The sequence below is a fragment of the Neisseria sp. SLRRB23 genome, assembly GCF_050896295.1.
Classification (GTDB): Bacteria; Pseudomonadota; Gammaproteobacteria; order Burkholderiales; family Neisseriaceae; genus Neisseria.
On record NZ_JBPBFH010000040.1, the window covers coordinates 1 to 15,611 of the forward strand.

General features: G+C 49.7%; 14 protein-coding genes and 3 pseudogenes. 13 read left to right on the forward strand and 4 right to left on the reverse strand.

Going from position 1 to position 15,611, the window contains the following annotated elements:
- On the reverse strand, positions 1 to 745 hold a 745-nt coding region (locus ACRPFF_RS09730), incomplete at its 3' end, for a pseudouridine synthase (RefSeq protein ID WP_432674533.1).
- A gap of 165 nt (positions 746 to 910) precedes the next feature.
- Between ACRPFF_RS09730 and ACRPFF_RS09735 the strand changes: the two are divergent.
- The 9 genes and pseudogenes from ACRPFF_RS09735 to dcd all read left to right on the forward strand — a co-directional run bounded on the left by ACRPFF_RS09735 (position 911) and on the right by dcd (position 8,391).
- Positions 911 to 1,427: pseudogene (locus ACRPFF_RS09735) on the forward strand (hypothetical protein).
- A gap of 159 nt (positions 1,428 to 1,586) precedes the next feature.
- Positions 1,587 to 1,874, forward strand: coding sequence for a hypothetical protein (locus ACRPFF_RS09740; protein WP_432674534.1), 288 nt, complete (start codon positions 1,587 to 1,589; stop codon positions 1,872 to 1,874).
- A 161-nt stretch (positions 1,875 to 2,035) separates the two neighbouring features.
- Positions 2,036 to 2,692: pseudogene (locus ACRPFF_RS09745) on the forward strand (C39 family peptidase).
- 126 nt (positions 2,693 to 2,818) lie between these two features.
- Positions 2,819 to 4,114, forward strand: a complete 1,296-nt coding sequence (gene hisS, locus ACRPFF_RS09750) for a histidine--tRNA ligase (protein WP_432674535.1) — start codon at positions 2,819 to 2,821, stop codon at positions 4,112 to 4,114.
- Complete coding sequence (locus tag ACRPFF_RS09755; RefSeq protein ID WP_411713014.1) at positions 4,115 to 4,744, forward strand: YfgM family protein; 630 nt, start codon at positions 4,115 to 4,117, stop codon at positions 4,742 to 4,744. It abuts the gene before it with no gap.
- Between the two features lie 149 nt (positions 4,745 to 4,893).
- A complete protein-coding gene (gene der / locus ACRPFF_RS09760; protein WP_432674536.1) occupies positions 4,894 to 6,351 on the forward strand; it encodes a ribosome biogenesis GTPase Der in 1,458 nt (485 codons plus the stop codon).
- A 30-nt stretch (positions 6,352 to 6,381) separates the two neighbouring features.
- Entirely contained in the window at positions 6,382 to 7,281 is a 900-nt protein-coding gene (locus tag ACRPFF_RS09765; protein WP_432674537.1) for a recombination-associated protein RdgC, read from the forward strand.
- Positions 7,282 to 7,342: 61 nt separating this feature from the next.
- Positions 7,343 to 7,759, forward strand: a complete 417-nt coding sequence (locus ACRPFF_RS09770) for an MORN repeat-containing protein (protein ID WP_137426389.1) — start codon at positions 7,343 to 7,345, stop codon at positions 7,757 to 7,759.
- Positions 7,760 to 7,824: 65 nt separating this feature from the next.
- The gene (gene dcd, locus ACRPFF_RS09775) at positions 7,825 to 8,391 is read left to right on the forward strand and encodes a dCTP deaminase (RefSeq protein ID WP_002222688.1); all 567 of its coding nucleotides are present in this window, start codon (positions 7,825 to 7,827) and stop codon (positions 8,389 to 8,391) included.
- A gap of 63 nt (positions 8,392 to 8,454) precedes the next feature.
- On the opposite strand, the gene ACRPFF_RS09780 is transcribed toward dcd, so the two are convergent.
- Positions 8,455 to 9,159, reverse strand: coding sequence for an SIMPL domain-containing protein (locus tag ACRPFF_RS09780; RefSeq protein WP_411713016.1), 705 nt, complete (start codon positions 9,157 to 9,159; stop codon positions 8,455 to 8,457).
- A gap of 143 nt (positions 9,160 to 9,302) precedes the next feature.
- Between ACRPFF_RS09780 and ACRPFF_RS09785 the strand changes: the two genes are divergently transcribed.
- Together ACRPFF_RS09785 and ACRPFF_RS09790 are read left to right on the forward strand one after the other, a co-directional pair.
- Positions 9,303 to 10,499 (forward strand): glycosyltransferase, encoded by a 1,197-nt coding sequence (locus ACRPFF_RS09785; RefSeq protein ID WP_432674542.1) that lies wholly within the window; start codon positions 9,303 to 9,305, stop codon positions 10,497 to 10,499.
- A 38-nt stretch (positions 10,500 to 10,537) separates the two neighbouring features.
- Positions 10,538 to 11,491, forward strand: coding sequence for a PhoH family protein (locus ACRPFF_RS09790; protein WP_432674538.1), 954 nt, complete (start codon positions 10,538 to 10,540; stop codon positions 11,489 to 11,491).
- 543 nt (positions 11,492 to 12,034) lie between these two features.
- On the opposite strand, the gene ACRPFF_RS09795 is transcribed toward ACRPFF_RS09790, so the two are convergent.
- Positions 12,035 to 13,396, reverse strand: a complete 1,362-nt coding sequence (locus tag ACRPFF_RS09795) for a polynucleotide adenylyltransferase PcnB (protein ID WP_432674539.1) — start codon at positions 13,394 to 13,396, stop codon at positions 12,035 to 12,037.
- Between the two features lie 132 nt (positions 13,397 to 13,528).
- Between ACRPFF_RS09795 and ACRPFF_RS09800 the strand changes: the two are divergent.
- Positions 13,529 to 13,591: pseudogene (locus ACRPFF_RS09800) on the forward strand (transposase); the annotation flags it as partial.
- 221 nt (positions 13,592 to 13,812) lie between these two features.
- The gene (locus ACRPFF_RS09805) at positions 13,813 to 14,820 is read left to right on the forward strand and encodes an IS5 family transposase (RefSeq protein WP_432674540.1); all 1,008 of its coding nucleotides are present in this window, start codon (positions 13,813 to 13,815) and stop codon (positions 14,818 to 14,820) included.
- Positions 14,821 to 14,970: 150 nt separating this feature from the next.
- Here ACRPFF_RS09805 and ACRPFF_RS09810 read toward each other — a convergent pair.
- Positions 14,971 to 15,611: HAD-IC family P-type ATPase (locus ACRPFF_RS09810; RefSeq protein ID WP_432674541.1), on the reverse strand; the 641-nt coding region annotated here is incomplete at its 5' end.

Below are 15,611 nucleotides of genomic sequence, written 5' to 3' on the forward strand. Positions count from 1 at the left end.
ACTGGTGTTTCTTACCGGTATGCGGCGTAAGGCGGTAAAGGCTGAATTCCCCTCTGTTTTCAATCAGTTCGACCGTCGTATGTGCGTTTGGTTCGCCTTCCGCCTCTTGCGTCGTAAAAAATTTTTCACCCCTCACCAAACGCGAAACCACATCGATCGGATACGGCAAATCCGTCCTTGTCGGCGCAAGCGCCTCATACGTTTTCCATACCGTTTTGTTTTGAAACATCGTCTGATAGGCTCCACGCGTCGCAGGATTATGCGACAGCAGCATCACGCCTGCCGTATCCTTGTCCAAGCGGTGCAGCGGCGTAATGTCTTCAACATTCAAATGCTGCAATTCAGGGCGCAGGCGCAGACGTGTCAACAGCGTTTCCCTCAAAAAACGCCCGCTGGGGATGACGGGCAGAAAATGCGGCTTGTCCACCACAATCAAATGCTCATCAATATGCAAAATCTTTTCTTCAAACGGAATACGCGGCTCATCCTCACTGCTGGTTTCCCGATAATAAAACATCATCTTACCCGGCTCGAACAAAGAATGTTCATCCAACGCCGCACCATCCGAACCGACCACAAAACCGCTGTTCAACCGCCTGCACCAATTGTCCGCGCCCACAAAAGGAAAGCGGATGCACAGAAAATGCAGCAGCGGCAGCCCGTAAAACTGCTTTTCATGCGGCAGCACCAAATAACTGGGTTTGACACCGTTCAACAGCGGAAGAGGATTATTGCGTTTTTTCATGCGGCGGATTGTAACTGTTTTTCACAAACTTTTCAGACGGCATATCAAAACATAATTGATAAAAACAAACATTTTGTTTTTTTCTGATTTAAAAATTTATTTAGACAAAATTATCGGATATTCATTACTATTCTTGAATAAGAATTAATATCAATAAGAGAAAATATGAAACGCATCTTTTTGTCCGCCTTGCCCGCCATCCTGCCTTTATCCGCTTATGCCGACCTGCCCTTGACGATTGAAGACATGATGACCGACAAGGGAAAATGGAAACTGAAAACTTCCCTTACCTACCTGAATAGCGAAAACAACCGCGCCGAACTTGCCGCACCGGTTTACATCCAAACCGGCGCAACCTCGTTTATCCCCATTCCGACCGAAATCCAAGAAAACGGCAGCAATACCCTTTCAGACGGCATCCGCTACAAATCGGGCAACTACCTGCTGCTCAACCCCAACATCTCATTTGCCGCCAACGACAGAATCAGCCTGACCGGAGTCATCTAATGGTTGGGCAGGTAGCCCGACCAAACGGGAATCCTCCGGAAACACATCCACCTACGCCCATTTCAGCGCAGGTTTCGGTTTCACCCAAACTACGGCTTTAAACCCATCCGCACGTTTCAACGTTTCAGGGCAAAGCAGTTCCGAACTGAAATTAGGTGTACAACATACATTTTAAGCAGGTTTTGATTTTCCAACGTTGTAATCCAAAGGAGTTGTGTTATGAAAAAACAAAACACCTCAGCTGTGATGATGCTGTCTATGATTGCCCCGCAATGGCAAACGGCTTGGACAAAATGAATTAAGGACATTACCTGTTTTTACAGAAATTTTTAAAATGGATGATTTGATTGCAGCTTTTTTAGGCTATTTATCAGGTAAATATAGCGAAGGGAAAATAAGCAGATTAGAAATATCGCTAACGGCAGGAAGCATTTTCTTTGCAGTATTCTTTATTCATGAACTGATAATTTTTATTGTTGATGGAAATAAGGAAAATCTTTGGAATTTTATTACTGAGATGATGAAAGATTTATTTTTATTTTCATGTTCTGTTTGTTTATTATTCTACTTCTTATTATTTATTGCGAAAACTATTTGGAAAACAATCAATAAGATTAAATAAGATATTTAAGCCGCTAAAAACCATTTAAGTATTTTATCTTTTCTATGCGGCATTTATCTTGGAATTGAAATACTGCAATCGGGAGGCTAAGGCTTCCGTTGTAACGTTTACCAATCAAAAGGCTGCTTAAAAATTCCGGGCAGCCTTTTAGGAGGAATTTAATGGAACAAAAAAGACGGTTTGCCGCCTCCCTGCTCCTCGCCGCCGTCCTGCCTCTTTGTGCACATTCTTTTCACTTTGCGGAAGAAAACCCCATAGCCTACGGCAAAGTCAAAATACAAAGCTGGAAAGCGCGGCGGGACTTCAATATTGTAAAGTAGGATTTGGATTTTTCCTGCGGGGCGGCTTCGGTGGCGACGCTTTTGAACAATTTTTACGGGCAAAAGCTGACGGAAGGGGACGTGTTGAAAAAACTGGATAAGGAGCAGATGCGCGCGTCGTTTGAGGATATGCGGCGCATCATGCCTGATTTGGGCTTTGAAGCGAAAGGCTATGCCCTGTCTTTCGAGCAGGTCGCGCAGTTGAAAATCCCCGTCATCGTGTATCTGAAATACCGCAAAAATGATCATTTCTCGGTATTGCGCGGTATAGACGGCAATACGGTTTTGCTTGCCGACCCGTCGCTGGGTCATGTTTCGATGAGCAGGGCCTAGTGTTTGGATGCTTGGCAAACCCGTGAGGGTAATTTGGCAGGTAAGATTTTGGCTGTCGTATCGAAAAAAGCCGAGACAATTTCAAATAAATTGTTTTTCACACATCATCCCAAGCGGCAGACGGAGTTTGCAGTCGAACAAATCAGGCAAGCACGTGCAGAGTAAGTCAAATGCCGTCTGAAAACTGTTTCAGACGGCATTTTTACCCATCCGCAAACCATCTCTATCCTCACAAGCCCTTAAAAATCCGCTATAATCGCCCGCAATTTGATTTAAGCATTTTTACTTGAAATGGCACAAAAAATCCAATCCGTCAAAGGCATGAACGACCTTCTGCCTGTCGGGCAAAAAGATTTCAAACTGACGGCTGCGTTTTGGCAGGCGTTTGAAGATACGGTAAACCGTTGGACGCGCGCTTACGGTTATCAGCAAATCCGTACGCCGATTGTCGAGCAAACCGGTTTGTTTGTCCGCTCCATCGGCGAGGAAACCGACGTGGTCGGCAAGGAAATGTACACCTTTTCCGATTCAAACGATTCTTTGAGTTTAAGCCTGCGTCCTGAAGGTACGGCGTCTTGTCTGCGTGCGGTGGTCGAACACAACCTTCTGTACAACAGCCCGCAAAAGCTGTGGTATATGGGGCCGATGTTCCGCCGCGAGCGTCCGCAAAAAGGCCGTTACCGTCAGTTTCATCAGGTCGGCATCGAGGCTTTGGGTTTTGAAGGGCCGGATATTGATGCGGAAATCATCGCGATGTCTGCCGACTTATGGGAAAAATTGGGTATTCGCGAATACCTGACTTTGGAAATCAACAGCTTGGGCAACCGTGAGGAACGCGCGGCACACCGTGCGGCATTGGTTGAATATCTGACCCGTTATGAAGATAAATTGGATGAAGACAGCAAACGCCGTCTGAAAACCAATCCTTTGCGCGTTTTGGATACGAAAAATCCTGATTTGCAGGAAATCTGCAACGCCGCGCCGCGTTTGGTGGATTATTTGTGCGAGGCTTCGCAAAACCACTATGCACGCTTCAAGGCGATGTTGGACGGTTTGGGTATTCAATATATTGAAAATCCGCGCTTGGTTCGCGGTTTGGATTATTACAATCAGACGGTTTTTGAGTGGACGACCGACAAACTCGGCGCGCAAGCGACTGTGTGCGGCGGCGGCCGTTACGATGGTTTGATTGAGGAACTCGGCGGTAAGCCTGCGCCGTCCATCGGCTTTGCAATGGGTATCGAGCGGCTGCTGCTTTTGGTGAGCGAATACGGCTCGCTGGAAGTGAACGCCGCGCCTGATGTCTATGCAATGCACCAAGGCGAAGGGGCGGACTTGCAGGTGATGAAATACGCACAAGCCTTGCGCGCGCAAGATTTCAATGTAATGCAGCATTCCGGCTATCAAAGCCTGAAAGCGCAAATGAAAAAAGCCGACAACAGCGGCGCGCGCTTTGCCCTGATTGTCGCGCAAGACGAACTGGCGAACGGTACGGTTACGCTCAAAGACATGAACGGCGCACACGGTCAACAAACCGTCGCCGCCGAGGATTTAACCCCTACTTTACAACAATGGAAGAACGCATAAATGGCAGCCCATCTCGAAGAACAACAAGAGTTAGACAACTTCAAATATTTTTGGAAAACCACGGGCAAATGGCTGTTTGCCGTGCTGATTTTGGCAGCGCTCGGCTACTTGGGATACACGGTTTACCAAAACCGTAAAGTTTCCCAAAATCAAGAAGCCGCTGCCATATTGGCTGAAATCGTGGAAAAGGCGCAAAACAAAGCCCCGCAAAGCGAAATCAATGCCGAATTGACCAAGCTCCAACAAAGCTACCCGCATTCCATTTCCGCCGCCCAAGCCACGCTGATGGCGGCAGCAACCGAATTTGACGCGCAGCGTTACGATGTTGCCGAAGGCCATTTGAAATGGGTGTTGTCCAACCAAAAAGACAGCCTGATTCAGGCGTTGGCGGCGCAGCGTCTGGGCGTTGTGTTGTTGCAACAAAAAAAATACGATGCCGCGCTTGCCGCACTCGATACGCCGGTTGAAGCGGACTTCGCCCCCCTGCTGATGGAAACCAAAGGCGATGTTTATGCCGCACAGGGAAAAAACCAAGAAGCCTTAAAAAACTACGGACAGGCTTTGGAAAAAATGCCTCAAGATTCTGTCGGTCGCGAATTGGTTCAAATGAAACTCGATTCGCTGAAATAAATGCCGTCTGAAATGCCGCTCTCTCTTCAGACGGCATTTCAGACAATACTATCCTACGGCGATTCCCGTAAAACCATCCGCCGTGTCCCAACGGACACCTGCTCGTGTTCAGTTCTACCGAACGGCACTTGACACAGAAAGACTCAATAATGAAACCCACCATCGCGCTTGTCGGCCGCCCCAACGTCGGCAAATCTACTTTATTCAACCGTTTAACGCGCACCAAAGACGCGCTCGTGCATGACCTGCCCGGTCTGACCCGAGACCGCCATTATGGTCATGGCAAAGTCGGCAGCAAACCTTATTTGGTCATCGATACCGGCGGTTTTGAGCCGGTTGTGGACAGCGGCATTTTGCACGAAATGGCAAAACAAACCTTGCAGGCTGTCGATGAAGCCGATGCGGTTGTGTTTTTGGTGGACGGCCGTACCGGCCTGACCCCGCAAGACAAGATTATTGCCGACCGTTTGCGCCAAAGCCCGCGCCCTGTTTATCTGGCGGTAAACAAAGGCGAAGGCGGCAACAGAGCCGTGCTTGCCGCCGAGTTCTACGAACTTGCCTTGGGCGACCCTTATGTTATTTCAGGCGCGCACGGCGACGGCGTGTATTATCTGATTGAAGATATTTTGGAAAACTTCCCCGAGCCTGAAGCCGAAGAAGCCGATGCAAAACATCCTGTTTTTGCCGTTATCGGTCGTCCGAACGTCGGTAAATCAACCTTGGTAAACGCCATTCTCGGCGAAGAGCGCGTGATTGCCTTCGATATGGCGGGTACGACACGCGACAGTATCCACATCGATTTTGAACGTGAAGGCAAACCGTTTACCATCATCGATACCGCAGGTGTGCGCCGTCGCGGCAAAGTGGATGAAGCAGTAGAAAAATTCTCCGTTATCAAAGCGATGCAGGCGGTTGAAGCGGCAAACGTAGCTGTTTTGGTATTGGACGCGCAGCAGGACATCGCCGACCAAGATGCGACGATTGCCGGTTTTGCTTTGGAAGCAGGGCGCGCGCTGGTGGTTGCCGTCAACAAATGGGACGGCATCAGCGAAGAGCGTCGCGAGCAAGTGAAGCGCGATATCAACCGCAAACTGTATTTCCTTGATTTTGCCAAGTTCCACTTTATTTCCGCGTTGAAAGAACGCGGCATAGACGGATTGTTCGACAGCATTCAGGCTGCCTACAATGCGGCGATGATTAAGATGCCGACACCGAAAATCACGCGTGTATTGCAAAGCGCTATCGAGCGTCAACAGCCGCCGCGTGCCGGCTTGGTGCGTCCGAAAATGCGTTATGCCCACCAAGGCGGCATGAACCCTCCCGTAATTGTGGTACACGGCAATTCGCTGCACGCGATTTCCGACAGCTATACACGCTATCTGACCCAAACGTTCCGCAAAGCCTTCAATCTGCAAGGCACGCCGTTGCGGATTCAATACAATGTTTCGGAAAACCCGTATGAAAATGCGGAAGACAAACCGAAGAAAAAACCGTTGCGCCGCGTCAGCTTGAGCAACCGTATTGAGAAACGCGAAGGCCGCAAGGAAGAGAAAAACCGCTTCAAGAAGAAAACCAAAGTCAGCGTGAAAAAACAATTCAGCAAATAATTCCCGACATTTCAAACAATAGGAAACATTATGTGGTTCAAGCAGATTAGTTTTTATCCGCTCAACAAAGAAAAGCTGCCTGAGGCGGACGTACTTGCCGACAAACTTGTCGAAGCTGAATTTACCCATTGCCAAGGCTTAGACTGGTTCAGCGAAGGCTTTACCGCACCGGTTTCATTCTCCCCGGAACTCGTTTTCCCTGCCGACTTTACCTTGCGCGTCGCCCTGAAAAAAGAGGAAAAAGTCCTGCCCGCCGGCGTCATCCGCGATATTTTGGAAGAGAAGGTAGCGGAAATCCAAAACAATGAAGCCCGTAATGTCGGTCGCAAAGAAAAACAAGAGCTTAAAGAGCAGATTACGGACGACCTACTGCCCCGTGCATTTACCCGCAGCAGCCGTACTGAAGCAGTGTTTAACACCCGCCACGGCTACCTGCTCGTCAATAACGCGGCTTCCACCAAAGCAGAAAACATCCTGACCAAGCTGCGCGAAGCTTTGGGCGGTTTGGAAGCCTCGCTGCCGAATACCAAGCAATCGCCCTCTTCCCTGATGACCGGCTGGCTGTTGCAAGGGCATTGCGAAGGCGGTTTTGAATTAGACAGCGATTGCGAACTCAAAGGTACGGGCGATATTGTTCCCGTCATCAAAGTATCCAAACAAGATTTAACCGCCGACGAAGTGGTTCAACACGTCAAAAACGGTAAGACCGTAACCCAGCTCGGTTTGGTTTGGCGCGAACAAATCGCCTTTATCCTCACTCAAGACTTCACACTCAAGCGCATCCAATACCTCGACGTATTGCAGGAAGAAGCCGAAAGCAACGGTGACGATGCCGCCAGTCTTGCCTTCGCCTCGCAAATCCTGATGGCGGAATCCGTCAGCACCATGTTGGAAGAGCTGGTTTCCTATTTGGGCGGCTGGCAAGATTGATTTTTCAGACGGCTTTTACACGACAAAATACCGTCAACCAAAATCCAATGGAATAACCCTTATGCTTAAACATCTCGCATTCCTACTGCCCGCCATGATGTTCGCCCTCCCCACTTCGGCCGCCGTTCTGACTTCCTATCAAGAACCAGGCTGCACCTACGACGGCGATGTCGGCAAAGACGGTAAACCCGCCGGCAAAGGCACATGGCGCTGCCAAGACGGGCGCAACTATACCGGTTCGTTTAAAAACGGCAAGTTCGACGGACAAGGCGTTTATACCGTTGCCGCCAACCGCGAAATATTTATCGAACCGTTCAATTCCGACAGTACCAAATTCCGCAACATGGTACTCTCGGGCATATTTAAAAAAGGTTTGGCACACGGCAGATTTACCGTCTCGCAAAACGGCGAAACCCTCTTCATTATGAAATGCGAAAACGGCATGATTAAAGAAGTGAAACTGCCCAAAAACAAATAAGCCCCGTTTTCAGACGGCATCCCCGAATGCTTTGTCCGAACATCAAAAGAAACAAGGAAAACATTATGAGCATCAAGTCCGACAAATGGATACGCCGCATGAGCGAAGAATTCGGCATGATCGATCCCTTCGAGCCGAACCAAATCAAAGAAGCCGACGGCAAACGCATCATCTCCTACGGCACGTCCAGCTACGGCTACGATATCCGCTGCGCCAATGAATTTAAAATTTTTACCAACATCAACAGCACCATCGTCGATCCCAAAAACTTCGATCCCAAAAACTTCGTTACCGTTGAAGACGACTGCTGCATCATCCCGCCCAATTCCTTCGCACTGGCGCGCACGGTCGAATATTTCCGCATCCCGCGCAACGTCCTGACCGTATGCTTGGGCAAATCCACCTACGCCCGCTGCGGCATTATCGTCAACGTTACCCCGTTCGAGCCGGAATGGGAAGGCTACGTTACCCTCGAATTTTCCAACACCACCCCCCTGCCCGCCAAAATCTACGCAGGCGAAGGCGTAGCGCAAGTCCTCTTCTTCGAGAGCGACGAAGTGTGCGAAACTTCATACAAAGACCGCAACGGCAAATACATGGGACAAACCGGCGTAACCCTGCCCAAAGCCTAAAATATAAATGCCGTCTGAACCCTTATCGTCGGGTTTCAGACGGCATTTGCCGTTCACCTCAAATCAGAACTGAACCGTTCCATTGACACTGATGCTGATTTCCTCCACACCCGGCGCGGCGGAATCCGCACCCTCCATATTGACGCTTGCCGCCATCGGCATGGCACGAAGCATTTTTGCCTGAGCAGTTCCCCCACCCGCGATATGGCTGCCGATGTGTCCCAAATTTAATTTGACGATTTTATAACCGGACGTACCCAATATGCCCGACAACTTGTCGGCACGCGCCTTGAAACGCAAAATAGCATCTTTACTGACCTGATCGATGACCTCGTTTCGGCGTTCACGCGACACATGGAAATCCGTATATTCCAATGCGGCATCTGCCTGAACATCGGCAATAAAACGGTTTAACTCATCAAAATCCCTACCTTCGACCTTAAATTCCGCACGCTCCTCCCAGCCTGTTTGAATGCGTCTGCCGTTGGTATATTGATAGCGCGGCATCGCACTGCGCGATACCAATTCGGTTTTAAAGCTACCATTTTTTGATTTTCTGGTGAAATTGTTGAATTTTTTAACAAACTCGGCATTGACGGCATTTTTGTCCCGTCCTTCTGCCGTCACTTGGAAACGTGCGGACATCGTATCCTGAGCCACCTCTACACCTGCCGATTCAGAAAATTCGACAATATTGTAATTCAATGCTTCAGCCGCTGCCGGAAAAGATACCGCCAATAGGGAAGCCACCAAAATAGAACGCAACATATCCGTATCCTCACTTATAAAACCGCCAATCTAGCATATCGGTATGCTAAATTGCGTTAGCGTAAGGCAACAATTTAAATATTCGATCGGCCTGCCTTATAATAACCGTCTTTCCGATACGGAATCACATTATGTCCGAACCGTTGCACGTCCTCGTCATCCCCTCATGGTATCCGCAATCCGAACAGGATGTGGACGGAATATTTTTCCAAAATCAAGCACAGGCCCTCCAACGCAAAGGCATCAAAACCGCCATCCTCGCCCCCATGTTCCGTTATCTGCGGAAAGAAACAGCAAGCATCCTGACCGGCCCTTACGGTTTTGCCCAATACCGGCAAAAAGGTTTGGACATCTATGCATGGCGCAGCATGTATTTCTTCCCCCGTTTTCCGCTAATCGACATCGACCGCATCCGCTGGGTGCGAGCAGGATTAAAGGCCTTTGATCGCTATATCGGGGAAAACGGCATTCCCGACATCATCCATGCCCACTGTATGAACTATGCCGGCATACTTGCCTTCAAGATTTCCCAAAAATACGGCATCCCCTATGTCGTCACGGAACACAGCAGCACCATTACGCGCGGTTTGGTGCGCCCGCACCAATGGCAGCCTATGAAAAATGCGGCGGCACACGCCTCCGCACTGCTCGCTGTCAGCCGCCGTTTCGCCCAAGTCCTGCAACATAAATACGGCACTACATGGCAATATCTGCCTAACATTCTGGGTAACATCTTTACCCGAGCCTTCAATCCCCCGCAAATCAACCGTCCGGACAAATATTTTACCTTCTGCACTGTCTCCCATCTACGCCGGCTAAAAGGACATGATGTCCTCCTGTCCGCCTTTGCCCGTGCTTTGGCAAAACACCCCAACCTCCGTTTGAATATCGGCGGCAGCGGACAAGAAGAAACAAACCTGAAACGGCAGGCACGTCAGTTGGGAATTGCCCATGCCGTTACATTTTTAGGCGCATTACAGCCCGAAGCAGTATTGGATTTGATGAGAAACAGCGACGCATTCGTCCTTGCCAGCCGCACAGAAACCTTCGGCGTGGTCTATATCGAAGCACTGTCCCAAGGACTGCCCGTCATTGCAACACGCTGCGGCGGTGCGGAATCTATTGTTTCAGACGGCAACGGATATTTGGTTCCTGTTGACGACGACGATGCCCTTGCCGACGCACTCATCAAAATGTATGAACACCACTCTGATTTTGAACCTGCCCGACTTAGGAAAAACTGTCTGAACGAATTTGGCGAAAATGCCGTTATAGACAGGTTGATTGGCATTTTCCGACAGGCAATCGCAGAATACGGTAAGAAAATACCGATGAAATAGATTAAAATCACACAATATCCAACTATTCGGACCTTCATATGACACATACCGTCCACCTGCATTTAGAAGAAACCGACAACTTGGCGTTGCAGCGTCTGTGCGGTTCTTTTGACAACAACCTTGATTTACTTGCCAAAGCACTCGATATCCACATCAGCCGCCGTTTTGAACATTTCACTTTCAACGGCGCATTTGCACACGCCGGCAAACGCGCACTGCTCAAACTCTTGGAAACGGCGCAGACGCGCGACCTAAACGACGGTGACATCAGGCTTGCCGCCGTCGAAGCCCAAACCGAAGATGCCGGTCATCAAGAAAAAAACCATGACCACGCCTATTATTTCCGCACCAAACGCGGCAGCATCGGCGGCAGGACACCCAGCCAAAACGGCTATATCCGCGCCCTGCTCAACCACGATATCGTATTCGGGCTGGGGCCCGCAGGCACGGGCAAAACCTATCTTGCCGTCGCCGCCGCCGTTGACGCAATGGAAAAACACCAAATCGAACGCATCGTTTTAGTCCGGCCTGCCGTCGAAGCCGGTGAGAAACTGGGTTTTCTGCCCGGTGACCTGACCCAGAAAGTCGATCCCTACCTTCGTCCGCTTTATGATGCCCTCTATGACCTGATGGGCTTCGACCGTGTAACCAAGCTGATTGAAAAAGGTCTAATTGAGATTGCCCCACTCGCCTATATGCGCGGCAGGACGCTCAACAGCGCATACATCATCCTCGACGAGGCACAAAATACCACGCCCGAACAAATGAAAATGTTCCTGACCCGCATCGGATTTGGTGCGAAAGCCGTCATTACCGGCGACATCAGCCAGATTGACCTGCCCAAAAACATCAAATCAGGATTGAAAGACGCACGTGAGAAACTGCACGATGTAGAAGGCCTGTATTTCCACACCTTTACCAGTGAAGACGTCGTCCGGCATCCTTTAGTGCAAAAAATCGTCGAAGCCTACGAATCGGCAGAACACTGCTGATACGGATGCCGTCTGAACCTTGATGCACAATCAACCGCACAAACAAAAACGGATACGGAAGCAGGATTCCGTATCCGTTTTATCTGACTACCCTCATCTGCCCGATTATCCCTCCTGCACCTGATTGCTCCGTCCATGCAAAATTTCGCCGAAATTTCACAATTGCGCACCAACCTCACTTTCTCCACAGACGACACGCTCGCCTTGTGTACCATCACATTTAACGGCGGCATCGGCTATTAAACCTGTACGACCCAAACCGCTGGACGGCAAAAGACGACGCAATCCAATGCGCCCGCAACGAAAAAATAGAAAATGCCGTCTGAAAAAATCAGACGGCATCCGTTTTATTGGCTCAAGAGATTAAAAACCAATCAATCATACAATTCTAATCGGCTGCTCAAACGCCTACCAAAACAAAACAACGCTGTACAAAGGGCAAAATTTATTAAACAGCCTGATTCTAAAGAATTTATACTGTTTCCAAGATAGGGGCATATGCAGTCGGAAACCTTTTCGGCATTACTCCCCGTCCGTTAACCATTATTGTTGATTCGCACCTACAGAACCCTGATCAGGTTTACGCCTTCTGCGGCGGCGTTTTTTAGCCTGCCCTTCATTCTTGCCGTATCGGACGGACGGCTGATTTTTGGTCATATCGGCCCGCTGCTCAGGTGATGCCGTCTGAAACGCCGTCCACCAATCGACAAGCGTACGGTCCGCATCGCCGACTGCCGCACGCAGTATCAGAAAATCATAAGCGGCACGGAAACGCGCTTGTGCAAACAGTTTATGCGGCCTTGTCCCCCTCCTGTTTTCAAACTGCGGCTGAAACAACCAAATTTCACGCATAGTGGCAGAAAAACGCTGGGGAACGCCCCAACCACGTTCAACCGTATCACGCAAAGTATTCATCGCCTCCGACAAGGCGTGTGAAGGTTTCAAACCCTGTTGCAGGTTTACTTTCCAATGGCGGTTTAATTCCGGCCACATTAACGCTGCCAACACGAAGCCGACCGAAACCGATTTGTCGGCGCGCAAGCGTTCGTCGGTATTTTTAAGGGCAAGGCCTATCATTTTCCCATCCATGCCGTCTGAAATGTTCAGCGCATTAAACAGGGGATGGATATCATCAGGAACATCAAATTCTTTCAAACGCTTCAAGCATTCTCGCGCGTGTCCTGAAAACAACAACTTCATAATCTCATCAAACAACCTTGCCACCGGCTCGTGTTTCAGACGGCCTATTGATTCGGCAATAGGTCCGGCGGTCGCTTGCGACAATTCGAATCCCAATTTCCCCGACAGGCGGATTGCCCTTAAAATCCTGACAGGGTCTTCCTGATACCGTTCGGCGGCATTACCGATCATCACCAGCTTCCGTTCGGCAATATCGTCCATGCCGTTGTGGAAATCCAAAATTTCTTCTTTTTCCGGATCGTAATACAACGCGTTGCAGGTAAAGTCACGCCTCATGGCATCTTCTTCGATACTGCCGTAGGTATTGTCTTTCATAATCCTGCCGCGTGCATTCTGATGTACTTTCGCACCACCCCGAAAAGTTGTTACCTCAATCACTTCCGCACCGTTCATTACATGAACGATTTGGAAACGCCTGCCGATGATGCGGCTGCGGCGGAAAAGTTTGTGCACCTGTTCCGGAGTGGCATCGGTCGCCACATCAAAATCTTTAGGCTCAATACCGAGCAGCAAATCCCTGACCGCCCCCCCGACAACATAAGCCTGGAAGCCTGCCTCCTTCAGACGGCATATGACTTTCTCAGCGGCAAAACTCAACATTTCGGCACGGATGTTGTGCCTTTCCAAAGGTATGACCGTTTTACCTTCCGCTCTTTTGCCACCGCGCCCCGAAGGAAGTATTTTATTCAACCATTTTTTCAACATAACCACTCTGACCCGGAAGGCAGCGTCCCCTCGGGCAACTGTTTTCAGACGGCATCAAACAGCAATAATGCAGGATACCGAAAAAATATACACAAAAGGCGTAGAAACTACGCCGTCCGATTTACCGCTTTATATAGTAGATTAAATTTAAATCAGGACAAGGCGACGAAGCCGCAGACAGTACAAATAGTACGGAACCGATTCACTTGGTGCTTCAGCACCTTAGAGAATCGTTCTCTTTGAGCTAAGGCGAGGCAACGCTGTACTGGTTTTTGTTAATCCACTATACATGCGGAAATGCGTCATTATAGCAGATTGCTTATCAAAAAAATCAGACCCTGCCGTTACCGGTAGAGACCTTTGCAAAATTCCCCAAAATCCCCAAAATCCCCACCAAGACATTTAGGGGATTTCTCATGAGCACCTTCTTTCAGCAAACCACACAAGCCATGATTGCCAAACACATCGACCGTTTCCCACTATTGAAGTTGGATCAGGTGATTGATTGGCAGCCGATCGAACAATACCTGAACCGTCAAAGAACCCGTTACTTTAGAGACCACCGCGGCCGTCCCGCCTATCCACTGCTATCCATGTTCAAAGCCGTCCTGCTCGGACAATGGCACAGCCTCTCCGATCCCGAACTCGAACACAGCCTCATCACCCGCATCGATTTCAACCTGTTTTGCCGTTTTGACGAACTGAGCATCCCCGATTACAGCACCTTATGCCGCTACCGCAACTGGCTGGCGCAAGACGATACCCTGTCTGAATTGCTCAAACTGATTAACTGCCAACTGACCGAAAAAGGTTTAAAAATAGAGAAAGCATCCGCCGCCGTCGTTGACGCCACCATTATTCAGACTGCCGGCAGCAAACAGCGTCAGGCTATAGAAATCGATGAAGAAGGACAAGTCAGCGGTCAAACCACACCGAGTAAAGACAGCGATGCCCGTTGGATAAAGAAAAACGGCCTCTACAAACTCGGTTACAAACAACATACCTGTACCGATGCGGAAGGCTATATCGAGAAACTGCACATTACCCCCGCCAATGCCCATGAGTGCAAACACCTGTCGCCGTTGTTGGAGGGCATTGCCGAAGATACAACCGTCTATGCCGATAAAGGCTGCGACAGTGCGGAAAACCGGCAACATCTGAAAGAGCATCGGTTACCGGACGGCATTATGCGCAAAGCCCACCGCAACCGTCCGCTGACGGAAAATCAAACGAAGCGTAACCGGTATTTATCGAAAACCCGTTATGTGGTCGAACAAAGCTTCGGTACGTTACACCGTAAATTCTGCTATGCGCGGGCAACCTATTTTGGTTTGCTCAAAGTGAGTGCGCAAAGCCATCTGAAGGCGATGTGTTTGAACCTGTTGAAAGCGGCTAACAGGCTAAGTGCGCCTGTTGCTGCCTAAAAGGCGACCCGGATGCCTGATTATCAGGTATCCGGGGAGGGTTAAGGGGGCATTTGGGTAAAATCAGGAGTAATTAGGAGCGGAAATAGACGAAAACCTGTGTTTGGGTTCCGGCTGTCGGGGGAAAGGCTTTTTTGCAAAGGTCTCATATTACTCAATATTCACCCGTTTCAGGCGCAAGGCATTGCCCAATACCGAAACCGAGCTTGCCGCCATTGCCGCGCCTGCGATGATGGGATTTAGGAAGCCGAGCGCGGCAAGCGGAATGCCCAAAATATTGTAGAAAAAGGCGAAAAACAGGTTTTGCTTGATGTTTTTCAACGTCGCCCGCGATACCGACAGCGCATCGGCGAGCTGGTTGACCGAATGCTGCATCAGTGTGGCGGACGCGGTGTGTTCGGCAACGTCCGCGCCGCCCTTCATCGCGAAGCTGACGTTGGCGGCGGCGAGCGCAGGTGCGTCATTGATGCCGTCGCCGACCATTGCCACGGTTTTGCCGGCAGCTTTGAGCTTCTGCACTTCGGCAGCCTTATCGCGCGGACTCATATTACCGAAGGCGTGTGCGATGCCCAGTTGTTTGGCGGCGTATTCGACCGTGCCTTGGTTGTCGCCGCTCATGATGTAAACATCGATATTATGTTTTTTCAGACGGCCTATGGCTTCGGCGGTATCGGCTTTCAACGCGTCGGCAAGTGCGAATGCGCCGATGGGTTTGTTATTGACTGAGACTGCAACAATGCTTGCAATGTCCCAAACGCCGTCTGAAAACTTCGGCAAGGTCAGTTCGGCAA